Here is an 11,727-nt window from a genome sequence, read left to right on the forward strand (position 1 = left end):
TTTAGGCCTGTACCAGTTCGTCTTGCATGGCCTTTTGTCGCATTAAATTTTGTTCTGCTTCCTCTTTAGCTTTTATAAGCGCTTCGCGCAGCTGCAATTGCTCTGTGACATCTCTTAAGGTCAGCGTTGTGATTGTAACGTTGCTAGTTGTGGTATCAGCCAACTTAATTTCTACACTTCGCACTTCGCCATCAACAATTGTGCTGGCAATGACTTGCTCACCGTTGTTTTGTTTTCTAACAAGTCTGTTTATGTATTGCATATAGTCCGCAGGCTGGTTCTGAGCGCTGCCGACCTGCAGCAGTGCTAATATCGGTTGGCCTAATAGGGCTGCTTCTGCTTGGCTAAAATACGCCACTGCCATCTTATTTACTCTGATGATTAAACCAGAAGTGTTAACGCTTAACGTTGGATCGGGGGAGGTGGCGAGCAAGTTGTTCAGTTCTTTTTCAGCCACAATAACGTCATTTGTTACGACAATAATACGACGTAACAGCCAGGCAATAGCAATTGCTGCAATAAGTAAAACCGGTAGCAGTAATAAACTGGCTATCAGCAGGAACTGTCTGGCCCGGCTATTTAGCTGTTTTGCATCCAGTATTATTGCAGCACTTTGCTTACTGATGCTTTGGTCAAGCTGCTGCAGTGCTTGCAGCGCTTTCGTGTCATCTACTTTTACTTCGCTATCTATTTCATCAGTGTTGGCCTGCTGTGTCAGCATATTTAGCGCTAAATAGTATTTGCTTTGGTATTCAATAAAAGTTTGCTGTACCTGCTCTAATGCTTGAAGGTTTTCTTTATTCTCTAGCAGCTTTTGTAGCCTAGCCAGATGTTGTTGCACCAACGAAATGTCTTGTTCAATCTTCGGCTGATAGACAGCTATATCTCGACGTAGCACCAGATTTTTAAAATTGTGTATAAAGCCGCCATAGCCCAAATGATGGCGGATGTTAGCCATCTCAAATGTAATAGCGTTTGATTTAGCCGTATGCTCAACCCAGGATGTTTCAACTTGCTTAAAATCAACCAAGCTTTTTGAGATTAGTGCAGCCGCCGCTGTGATAATAATCAGGACCATTACCACAATGGTTTTCGCATGTAGCTTATAATCTGTTGTTGAAGTCATCATCTATCCTTAAATGCGAGACATAGTGCCGTCCAACTAGCTATTCGCCATTTACAAGGTTAACGTAATGATTTTTGCAGTGTGTTTCAGGTTAATTAAATGCAATTTTAGCTATGTATTTAGTAAGTACCAAATAAGTAAACAAAAAAACCTGCCGAAGCGGCAGGGAGATATTGCATCCATTATTGAAAGGTTATTTACCGATACAAAACGAGCTGAAAATCTTGCCGAGCAAATCATCCGAGCTAAACTCGCCGGTTATCTCGTTCAGGTGTTGTTGCGTTAAGCGCAGCTCTTCTGCGAGGATTTCACCAGCGATATAGCTGTGCAGTTGTTCCTGGCCGATGCTAAGGTGCTCTGCGGCACGATCGAGTGCGTCAAGGTGGCGGCGGCGGGCAAGGAAGCTGCCCTCGGTACTGGCGTCAAAGCCGATACATTGTTTTAGATGTTCGCGCAGGCCGTCGATACCATCACCGGTTTTGGCTGACAAACGGTACACCGGCGTATTACTGGTCGTATTGGGTGTCATGGGTTCGCCGGTTAAGTCGGCTTTATTGCGAATAACCGTTACACCCAAATTGGCTGGCAGGCGGTCGATAAAGTCGGGCCAGATATCGTGCGGATCGGTAGCATCGGTTGTGGTGCCGTCTACCATAAACAGCACCCGGTCGGCCTGTTCTATTTCTTTCCAGGCACGTTCAATACCAATTTGCTCAACCTGATCGGTTGCATCACGTAAACCGGCGGTATCGATAATATGCAGCGGCATACCGTCAATATGAATGTGCTCGCGCAGTACGTCACGGGTGGTGCCAGCTATTTCAGTCACGATAGCAGCTTCTCGCCCGGCTAACGCATTTAGCAGGCTCGATTTACCCGCATTTGGCCTACCCGCAATAACTACTTTCATGCCTTCACGTAAGATACTGCCCTGGGTAGCTTGTTTTTTTACGCTAGCCAGGTAGTCGATAATATCGGCTAAGTCGGAAGCCACTTTGCCATCGGAGAGGAAATCAATTTCTTCATCCGGGAAGTCTATTGCGGCTTCGACATACATACGCAGGTAAATGACTTTTTCTACCAGCTCATGAATTCGTCTGGAAAATTCACCTTGCAGTGATTGCATGGCACTGCGCGCGGCTTGTTCGCTGCTGGCGTCAATTAAGTCGGCAATGGCTTCGGCCTGGGCTAAGTCGAGCTTGTCGTTTAAAAAGGCGCGTTCTGAAAATTCACCCGGCTTGGCAATACGTACATTGGGCAGTGCCAACACTTGTTTTAGCAACATATCCAGTAACACAGGGCCGCCGTGGCCTTGAAGTTCAAGTACGTCTTCGCCGGTAAAAGAATTGGGCCCTGGGAAGTACAGCGCAATACCTTGGTCTAGTACTTGTGTATTAGTATCATAAAACGGCAGGTAGTCGGCGTAACGTGGTTTAGGTAACTTGTGCAGTATGGCTTGCGCTACTGCTTTAGTGTCCGGTCCGGAAATACGGATAATACCCACACCGGCGCGGCCCGGAGCAGTGGCTAAAGCGGCGATGGTGTCGGTAGTAAACATGGTGTTGCCTCTGAATAGAAAAAGCCTGTCAGCGTTAGGCGACAGGCTTAAGGTTTAATGGCAAGGGTAAGGAAATCATCATTTCGCTGCTTTCGACAGTACGTCCGTGTACTGTCTCAACCTGTGCAACATCCCTGTTGCTGCTTCATGATGACACGCTTACCCTAGCGTTGAGTCTGGTTAAGCCTTTTTAGTATGTAAGCCTTTCTTTTCCATGCCTTTATAGATATATAACATCTGCGCCAGTGAAATAAGGTTACTTACAAACCAGTAAAGTACCAGGCCACTTGGGAACCACAGGAAGAACACGGAGAACGCAACTGGCATCCACATCATGATCTTTTGCTGCATTGGGTCGGTAACCTGCATTGGCGTGAGTTTTTGCATTAAAAACATGCTTAAACCAAATAATACCGGTAATACGTAGTACGGGTCTTGCGCAGATAAGTCGTTAATCCAAAGCATAAATGGTGCATGACGTAATTCAACGCTTTCAACGAATACCCAGTATAGCGCCAGGAAGATAGGCATCTGAATGATCATCGGTAAGCAGCCACCCATCGGGTTAACTTTTTCTTTGCGATACAGTTCCATCATTGCCGGGCCCATCTTTTGACGGTCTTCTTTATAACGGGCCTGTAGTTCGTCAATTTTTGGCTTTAAGTTACGCATTTTCGCCATCGACTCGTACTGTACTTTGGTCAGTGGGTACATGGCACCTTTGACGATAAGGGTAATGCAGATAATGGCTACACCCCAGTTAACGACAAAACCCTGAATGGTCGTGAGTAACCAAAACAACGGTTGTGAGATAAACCATAAGAAACCGTAATCAACCGTTAAATCCAACCCGTTGGCAATTTTAGCCAGGCTGTCTTGATCTTTGGGGCCAGCATAAAAAGTACTGGTTAAGGTTATTTCAGCGCCGGGCTCAATATTAACTGCCGGGCCCTTAGCACCAATAACACCTTGGCCATTGCGAACTAAGCTGTATAGCTGGTTATCGGTTTGGGCATCAGGTACCCAAGCCGACACAAAGTAGTGCTCTAGCATGGCAACCCAACCACCAGTTGTGGCTTCCAACAGGTTTTTCTCTTGCATGTCATCAAAGGCGTATTTGTTATAACGCTCTGAAGAAGTACCAAAAGCTGCACCGCGGTAGATTGGCATCATCATGCTGCTGCCTTCACCGTTGTCGATAGTTTGGACCATATGCTGATAAGGTTGAACCGTTTTTACTTCAGTACTTTGGTTTTTAATAAAATATTCTACCCGGACATCATATTGACCAGCAACAAAGGTAAAACGTTTTTCAATTTGCAGGCCGTTATGGTTAAACAGTAATGGCACCACTAACTCGGTTGCACCGCTACTTAACGCATAACTACTTTTTTCCGCAGTATAAACAGGCCGCGGGTTACGGCTGTCGTCTGGGCCATCACGGCCTATAAGTCCGCTTTGAGCTACGTATTCAAAGCCGTTCAGCTTACGCATCAGCGGATAAGCGTCACCTTCACCTTTATTTAGTTCAAACGCGGGTAATTCTAAACCAACGATGTCACCACCGCGGCTGTCTATGCGTAAGTTAAATACGTCTGTGCTGACAGTAATGGTTCGTGCGGCTGCCGCTACAGTGGCTACAGATTGTTCCGCGTCAGCAGTGGTAAGTTGTAAGTCAGCAGAACTGCTGCCGGTACTGTCGCTATTTTGTGTTACTGGTGTAACCGGCTTTGGCGCGGTGTCGATATTCCACTGTTGCCAAAGTAAAAAACTGACCAGGGCCAGACCAATAACTAATAAACTACGTTGTGATTCCATGGCTTAGCTTTTCTCATTGTGCTTTTCAGGAACAGGATCATCACCGCCTTCGTGTAGAGGGTGACATTTTAATATACGTTTCGTTGCTAACCAACTGCCTTTCAGCACGCCAAAGCGTTCAATTGCTGAAATAGCATAATGCGAGCAGGTGGGATGAAAACGGCAGCTAGGCCCAAATAAGGGGCTAATCAGTCTCTGGTAACCGTGCAGCAGCGTTAACACTAGGCTGACAGCGAAGCGGTGTACTGCCGAGCGATTTTTCGCCATAACTTTTCCAGTTGCCTATGTAACTCATCATTAGCAGTATTGCTAATATCACCTTTTACCATCAGTACCAAGTCGACACCGGGCAACTCATGTTGATGCAAACGAAAGCTGTTACGCACGCAGCGCTTAATGCGATTACGGTGCACCGCTAATTTAACACGTTTTTTCGCGATAGTAAGGCCTAATCGGGCATGTGGCAGATGATTGGCTTTCGCCAGTATGGTAAAAAGCGGAGAAGAAACCCGAAAAGGGAGTTGGAAGACGTTATCGAACTGACCGGGAGTTAATAGTCTTAACTCCCTGCCGAATTTCAAGCTGACCACGCAGCGATTAGCAGCTAATTATGCTGATAAACGCTGACGGCCTTTAGCACGGCGACGCGCTAATACTGCACGACCATTTTTAGTGGCCATACGTGCACGGAAACCGTGGTTACGCTTGCGTTTTAATACGCTTGGTTGAAAAGTTCTTTTACTCATAATTCATCCGTCCGGTCGAAATATTTACTAAAGTTTTCTGTGTTTTAGTAAATGTACCAAAACGCAGCTGACAAAAATGAGCGCGAATTTTAAATAGTCTGCAGCGCAAAGTCAATCTGATCCTGTGTTTTATTCGTACGCGATCTTTATCGATCCTGTTTTTACAAAAGTTTTCCACAGGCATATTTTTTTCCGTGAATAAAGTGTGGGTTATTTGGTTTTAGTTTAAATATCGCAGCGAAAAAGCTGAAGTATTATTAAAAGGTATAAGAGAATTTAAGTTATTTAAAACAATGGGATAGATTTATTTTTTGCGTCATTTTGTTAATTTTAAAAAGTCAATATTGAAGTTGTGGATAAGATAGTACGATAATGTGCGCTTCGTTAACTTACGCCAGCCTTTTGTTCATGATAGTTAAGAGGCTTCAGGAGATATGGTGTATCAGTCCGTTTGGCAAAATTGTCTGCAAGCGCTGCAAGCCGAATTACCTGCGCAGCATTTTAGTATGTGGATCCGTCCCTTACAAGCTGATAGTTCTGATTCAGGCCTTACGTTGTATGCGCCTAACCGCTTTGTGTTGGATTGGGTACGTGAAAAATACCTGAGCCGGATCATGGAGCTGATCCATGATTACTGCGGTGATGATGCGCCCCGGCTAAAATTTGATGTGGGTTCTAGTCAGGCTAATAAAGCCCGCAGTACGGTACCTGCGCCCGCAATTACTGCTGTGCCGCAAGCTGAGCCTGTTGCTCGAGAAAAACCAGAGCCCGCACCTAAAACCATTGTGACCAGCAATGTTCGAGCAAACTACACCTTTACTAACTTTGTCGAGGGTAAATCGAACCAACTTGCGCGTGCGGCAGCAAGCCAAGTAGCTGATAACCCGGGTACGGCTTATAACCCCTTGTTTATTTATGGTGGTACCGGTTTAGGTAAAACGCACTTGTTACATGCAGTAGGTAATGGCATTTTGGCGAAAAAGCCAGATGCTAAAGTGATTTACATGCATTCAGAACGTTTTGTACAAGATATGGTAAAAGCATTGCAAAACAATGCCATAGAAGAATTTAAGCGTTATTACCGGTCGGTTGATGCGCTGCTGATTGATGATATTCAGTTCTTCGCTAATAAAGAGCGGTCTCAAGAAGAATTTTTCCATACCTTTAATGCCCTGCTTGAAGGTAATCAACAAATCATCCTAACCAGTGATCGTTATCCTAAAGAAATTGATGGGGTAGAAGATAGGTTAAAGTCTCGTTTTGGCTGGGGTTTAACCATTGCCATTGAACCGCCAGAATTAGAAACCCGCGTGGCGATCCTGATGCGCAAGGCACATGAGAACCAGATTCGCTTACCGGAAGAGGTTGCCTTTTTTATTGCTAAACGGCTGCGATCTAACGTGCGCGAATTAGAAGGCGCATTAAACCGTGTCATCGCCAACGCTAACTTTACTGGTCGACCTATTACTATTGATTTCGTGCGCGAAGCATTGCGCGATTTACTGGCGTTGCAAGACAAGCTGGTGACAATAGAAAACATTCAAAAGACGGTTGCTGAATACTACAAAATTCGAGTGGCGGATTTACTGTCTAAGCGTCGCTCGCGCTCTGTAGCGCGCCCGCGCCAGATGGCTATGGCATTATCTAAAGAACTCACCAATCACAGTTTACCAGAAATTGGTGATGCGTTCGGTGGTCGCGATCACACCACAGTGCTGCATGCCTGTAGAAAGATTGAGTCGTTAAAAGAAGAAACGCACGAAATTAAAGAAGACTTTCAAAATTTAATCCGTACTTTGTCATCGTAAAGGGACGTGTTCATGCAATTTACCATTAACAGAGATGCCTTACTCAAACCACTACAAATGGTATCTGGCGCTATTGAACGTCGCCATACGTTACCTATTTTGTCTAATGTTTTGCTTGAAGTATCTGAGGCTGCGTTGTCTTTAACGGGCACTGATTTGGAAGTAGAGTTGGTTGCGACAACGGATGCTTTAACAGTACAAAGCCCTGGGCGTATTACCGTACCGGCAAAGAAGTTGTTAGATATTTGCCGTAGTTTGCCTGAGGGGTCAGATATCCGAGTGCAATTGCAGGGTGATAACTGCGTGCTGACGTGTGGTAAAACGAAGTTCACGTTGTCTACGTTAAGTGCGTCTGAATATCCTAACTTAGAAAGCTGGCAGGGCGAGGTTGATATTCAACTAACGCGCATGCAGCTGCGCAAGCTTTTAGACGATACTGCGTTCTCTATGGCAAATCAGGATGTACGTTATTACCTGAATGGTTTGTTATTTGAAGTTGATAACGGTGCAGTAAAAGCTGTGGCTACCGACGGTCACAGACTTGCGTTAAGCGGCGTAGAGCTACCTGGATTAATGGCGCAGCAAAAACAAATTATTATTCCGCGTAAAGGCGTAATGGAAGTGATGCGATTACTGGCTAGCGACGAGCAGCTTGTTACATTGAGCCTGGGTCAAAACCATATTCGCTTAACCGATAGTAACTATGTTTTTAGCAGTAAGCTGATTGACGGTCGTTTCCCTGATTACCGCCGCGTGTTACCCCGTAATAGTACAAAACTGGTTACGGCACATCGTAGTGTGTTAAAAGATGCCTGTACCCGGGCTTCTATTTTATCAAATGAGAAATACCGCGGTGTGCGATTTACTTTAAGTAATGGCGAGTTACAAATAGTTGCTAATAACCCCGAGCACGAGCAAGCAGAAGAGATCATCGAAGTTGAATACCAGGGTGATAACCTTGAGATTGGCTTTAATGTAGGCTACTTGTTGGATGTGTTAAATACGTTAGCAACAGATTTGGTTTTATTGCATTTGAATGATGCTAACTCCAGTGCCTTAGTTGAAGGCGTTGGTAATGTCGGTGCGTCTTACGTCGTTATGCCAATGCGCTTGTAATCATGTCACTGTTGTCAGTTAACGCCAGTCAGTTTCGCAATCTGACGGCAGTGTCGTTTAATGTTCATGCGCAGTTTAATTTAATCGTTGGCATGAATGGCAGCGGTAAAACCAGTTTGCTTGAAGCGATATATTATTTGGCACATGGTCGATCTTTTCGTACCAGTCGATCACAGCGGCTTATACAGCATAATAGTGACGCCTTTGTTATACACGCAAAGGTTGCAGTGCAACAACAAATATATAGCCTTGGCTTACAGCGTGACAAACAGGGGGAGTTGTTACTGCGATTAAATGGCAGTAACGTAAATCGATTGGCTGAGATTGCTAGCTTATTGCCGGTACAGCTTATTACTCCCGACAGTTTTCGTTTGTTTTTTGGCGGTCCAAAGGAGCGTAGGCAATTTTTTGATATGGGATTGTTTCACGTGGAACAGTCCTTTTTTGATTATTGGCTGCGGTTTAATAAAGTGCTGAAACAGCGGAACGCCTTGTTAAAAACAAACCGCCATTATGACAGCCAGTTTGAATTCTGGGATCAGCAGTTCGTCGAACTCGCGTTTGAGTTGCAAAGGTTGCGTTACAGTTATGTCGCACAATTAGAGTCGGCATTTCGACAGCTGACAACAGCTGATGATCTTATGCAATCGCTAAACTTTCAGTTACAACAGGGGTGGCCAGAAAAGGTGACAACGTCTGAGGAGTTTAAGCAATTACTGCATCAGAGCTTCTCGCACGACAGTCGTATGGGGTTTACCCAATACGGCCCGCAGAAGGCGGATTTACGGATTAAAAAAGACCAATGGGCAGCTGAAGAAGTGTTATCCCGTGGTCAGTTAAAAGTGTTATTATTTGCGCTTAAAATTGCGCAAAACAACGTAATTCGTGACAACGGTCAGAAACAACCGTTGTTGTTAATCGATGATTTGGCGTCGGAGTTAGACCAAGAGTCAACCCGACAGATATTTAGCTATTTACGCGATATTAACTCACAGGTTTTTATTACTGCAATTAACGCTGATCATGTTTCACCATTTATAGACGCCGGGCAACTGGCGATGTTTCACGTGGAACATGGGCAGCTAACAGCACGGACAGATGACGATGGCCGAACAACATAACTACGATTCCTCGAGCATAAAAGTATTAAAAGGACTGGATGCAGTTCGTAAAAGACCAGGCATGTACATCGGCGATACCGATGACGGCTCAGGCTTGCACCACATGGTGTTTGAGGTGGTCGATAATTCTATCGACGAAACCTTAGCTGGCCATTGTTCTGATATTTGGGTCACCATTCACAGCGATGGCTCGGTATCGGTGCGTGATAACGGTCGTGGTATTCCAACCGACATGCATGATGAAGGCGTATCAGCAGCAGAAGTTATTATGACGGTACTGCATGCCGGTGGCAAGTTTGACGATAATTCATATAAAGTATCAGGTGGTTTACACGGCGTAGGTGTGTCGGTAGTAAACGCGCTGTCAGATAAGCTAGAACTGACAATTCGCCGCAAAGGCCAGGTACACCAACAAATTTATCATCTAGGTGTACCGCAAGCGCCGTTGGCAGTAATTGGTGAGACAGAAGACAAAGGCACCACTATCCGTTTTTGGCCAAGCCCTACGGTATTTACCGACATAAACTATCATTTTGATATTTTGGCTAAGCGTTTACGCGAATTGTCGTTCTTAAACTCTGGCGTTAGTATTATTCTTTCTGATGAACGTACTGATAAAAAAGACCACTTTAAATACGAAGGCGGTATTGAGGCTTTTGTACAATATTTGAATCGTACCAAAACCAGCGTACATCCTAAGGCATTTTATTTCACAGATCAGCGTGACGATGGTATTTCGGTAGAAGTTGCCATGCAGTGGAACGACAGCTATCAGGAAAACGTATTCTGTTTTACCAATAATATTCCACAACGTGATGGTGGTACGCACTTAGCGGGTTTCCGTGGTGCCTTAACACGCGTGTTAAATAGCTATATTGAACACGAAGGTTATGCTAAAAAAATGAAGGTACAGGCTTCGGGTGATGACGCACGTGAAGGTTTAACAGCAGTTATCAGCGTAAAAGTTCCTGACCCTAAGTTTAGCTCTCAGACCAAAGACAAGCTGGTATCTTCAGAAGTGCGCTCTGCTGTTGAAAGCGTGATGGGTGAGAAACTAAACGAATACCTGTTAGAAAACCCAGGTGATGCCAAAATTATCGTGGGTAAAATTGTTGATGCTGCGCGCGCCCGTGACGCTGCCCGTAAAGCCCGCGAAATGACCCGGCGTAAAGGTGCGCTGGATATTGCAGGCTTGCCCGGCAAGTTGGCAGATTGTCAGGAAAAAGACCCGGCATTATCTGAACTGTACATAGTGGAAGGTGACTCAGCGGGCGGGTCTGCTAAGCAGGGCCGTAACCGTAAAAACCAAGCAATATTGCCGTTAAAGGGTAAAATTCTTAACGTAGAAAAAGCGCGTTTCGACAAAATGCTATCGTCTCAGGAAGTGGGTACACTTATAACTGCGCTGGGTTGTGGCATTGGTCGTGAAGAATATAACCCAGACAAAACCCGTTACCACAGCATTATCTTAATGACGGATGCTGACGTCGACGGTTCTCACATTCGTACTTTGCTGTTGACGTTCTTCTACCGTCAAATGCCTGAATTAATTGAACGTGGTTATATCTACATTGCTCAGCCGCCACTGTACAAAGTGAAAAAAGGTAAGCAAGAACAGTATATTAAAGATGAAATGGCGTTAACGGAATACCTGACGACCTTAGCTTTGGATGAAGCATCACTGCATGTTAACGCTGATGCGCCCGGTATTGGTGGTAGTGCGCTAGAGAAACTAGTACGTCAGTATCATAAGGTTTCTGCGACTATCGTACGCTTAACACGTAAAATTCCATTTAACTTGTTAAATGAACTGATATACGTGCCGGCATTGGACGTTGCTCAAGCAAAAACTGAAGCGTATAGCGAGCAGTGGGCCAAAACATTGGTTGAGCGGCTAGACGCAAAAGAGGGTGACGGTTCAAGCTATCGTTATGAAATTCACGAAGATCGCGAACGTCAGTTATTCCTGCCAAAAGTTATTATTCGTCAGCACGGTATCGATAACGAATACCTGCTACACCATGACTTTGTTACGTCTCGTGATTACTTAAGCATTGCTGCCTTGGGTGATGAAATACGCGATTTAATGGAAGAGGGTGGTTATATCCGCCGTGGTGAGAAAATTAAACCAGTTGAAACCTTCTTGGAAGCGTTAGAGTGGCTGATGAGCGAGTCGAAACGTGGATTGTACATTCAGCGCTATAAAGGGTTGGGTGAGATGAACCCAGAGCAGTTGTGGGAAACCACCATGGACCCAAATACTCGTCGTATGCTGCAGGTAACCATTGAAGATGCCATCGGTGCAGACCAACTGTTTGCAACTCTGATGGGTGACCATGTTGAACCACGGCGGGCCTTTATTGAAGAGAACGCTTTATACGTTGCTAACCTGGACGTATAGCAATACCAGAAAAAACTACAGGGGCTGCGGCCC

10 protein-coding genes are annotated in these 11,727 nt (G+C 45.1%); 4 read left to right on the forward strand and 6 right to left on the reverse strand.

Annotated elements, in window-relative coordinates:
• Nucleotide 1 precedes the first annotated feature (1 nt).
• The 6 genes from ORJ00_RS13415 to rpmH all read right to left on the reverse strand — a co-directional run bounded on the left by ORJ00_RS13415 (nucleotide 2) and on the right by rpmH (nucleotide 5,248).
• Nucleotides 2-1,126, reverse strand: a complete 1,125-nt coding sequence (locus tag ORJ00_RS13415) for a PAS domain S-box protein (protein WP_306140100.1) — start codon at nucleotides 1,124-1,126, stop codon at nucleotides 2-4.
• A 193-nt stretch (nucleotides 1,127-1,319) separates the two neighbouring features.
• Nucleotides 1,320-2,684 carry a tRNA uridine-5-carboxymethylaminomethyl(34) synthesis GTPase MnmE gene (gene mnmE, locus ORJ00_RS13420; RefSeq protein ID WP_027670561.1) on the reverse strand — a complete coding sequence of 455 codons (1,365 nt, stop codon included), beginning with the start codon at nucleotides 2,682-2,684 and terminating at the stop codon, nucleotides 1,320-1,322.
• Between the two features lie 180 nt (nucleotides 2,685-2,864).
• Nucleotides 2,865-4,502: a membrane protein insertase YidC gene (gene yidC, locus ORJ00_RS13425; RefSeq protein WP_027670562.1), complete on the reverse strand. Its 1,638-nt coding sequence runs from the start codon at nucleotides 4,500-4,502 to the stop codon at nucleotides 2,865-2,867.
• Between the two features lie 3 nt (nucleotides 4,503-4,505).
• Nucleotides 4,506-4,769 (reverse strand): membrane protein insertion efficiency factor YidD, encoded by a 264-nt coding sequence (gene yidD / locus ORJ00_RS13430; protein ID WP_027670563.1) that lies wholly within the window; start codon nucleotides 4,767-4,769, stop codon nucleotides 4,506-4,508.
• The gene (gene rnpA / locus ORJ00_RS13435) at nucleotides 4,724-5,092 is read right to left on the reverse strand and encodes a ribonuclease P protein component (RefSeq protein WP_027670564.1); all 369 of its coding nucleotides are present in this window, start codon (nucleotides 5,090-5,092) and stop codon (nucleotides 4,724-4,726) included. Before rnpA ends, yidD begins: the two co-directional genes overlap by 46 nt.
• Nucleotides 5,093-5,110: 18 nt before the next feature.
• Nucleotides 5,111-5,248: a 50S ribosomal protein L34 gene (gene rpmH, locus ORJ00_RS13440; RefSeq protein WP_027670565.1), complete on the reverse strand. Its 138-nt coding sequence runs from the start codon at nucleotides 5,246-5,248 to the stop codon at nucleotides 5,111-5,113.
• 437 nt (nucleotides 5,249-5,685) lie between these two features.
• Here rpmH and dnaA point away from each other — a divergent pair, with 437 nt between their 5' ends.
• From dnaA to gyrB, 4 genes are read left to right on the forward strand one after another with little or no spacing between them, the layout of a single operon-like run.
• Nucleotides 5,686-7,056, forward strand: coding sequence for a chromosomal replication initiator protein DnaA (gene dnaA / locus ORJ00_RS13445; RefSeq protein WP_027670566.1), 1,371 nt, complete (start codon nucleotides 5,686-5,688; stop codon nucleotides 7,054-7,056).
• 12 nt (nucleotides 7,057-7,068) lie between these two features.
• A complete protein-coding gene (dnaN, locus tag ORJ00_RS13450) occupies nucleotides 7,069-8,172 on the forward strand; it encodes a DNA polymerase III subunit beta (protein ID WP_306127036.1) in 1,104 nt (367 codons plus the stop codon).
• Nucleotides 8,173-8,174: 2 nt separating this feature from the next.
• A complete protein-coding gene (recF, locus tag ORJ00_RS13455) occupies nucleotides 8,175-9,293 on the forward strand; it encodes a DNA replication/repair protein RecF (protein WP_305974985.1) in 1,119 nt (372 codons plus the stop codon).
• Nucleotides 9,277-11,694, forward strand: a complete 2,418-nt coding sequence (gene gyrB / locus ORJ00_RS13460) for a DNA topoisomerase (ATP-hydrolyzing) subunit B (RefSeq protein ID WP_027670569.1) — start codon at nucleotides 9,277-9,279, stop codon at nucleotides 11,692-11,694. The genes recF and gyrB overlap by 17 nt, the downstream gene beginning before the upstream one ends.
• The last annotated feature ends 33 nt before the right edge of the window (nucleotides 11,695-11,727 follow it).

Source organism: Rheinheimera baltica (assembly GCF_030731985.1).
Taxonomy (GTDB): domain Bacteria; phylum Pseudomonadota; class Gammaproteobacteria; order Enterobacterales; family Alteromonadaceae; genus Alishewanella; species Alishewanella baltica.

Coding starts and splice junctions, on each gene's coding strand:
- ORJ00_RS13415 (WP_306140100.1), bottom strand. CDS start 1,126: ATGACTTCAACAACAGATTATAAGCTACATGCGAAAACCATTGTGGTA.
- mnmE (WP_027670561.1), bottom strand. CDS start 2,684: ATGTTTACTACCGACACCATCGCCGCTTTAGCCACTGCTCCGGGCCGC.
- yidC (WP_027670562.1), bottom strand. CDS start 4,502: ATGGAATCACAACGTAGTTTATTAGTTATTGGTCTGGCCCTGGTCAGT.
- yidD (WP_027670563.1), bottom strand. CDS start 4,769: ATGGCGAAAAATCGCTCGGCAGTACACCGCTTCGCTGTCAGCCTAGTG.
- rpmH (WP_027670565.1), bottom strand. CDS start 5,248: ATGAGTAAAAGAACTTTTCAACCAAGCGTATTAAAACGCAAGCGTAAC.
- dnaN (WP_306127036.1), top strand. CDS start 7,069: ATGCAATTTACCATTAACAGAGATGCCTTACTCAAACCACTACAAATG.
- recF (WP_305974985.1), top strand. CDS start 8,175: ATGTCACTGTTGTCAGTTAACGCCAGTCAGTTTCGCAATCTGACGGCA.
- gyrB (WP_027670569.1), top strand. CDS start 9,277: ATGGCCGAACAACATAACTACGATTCCTCGAGCATAAAAGTATTAAAA.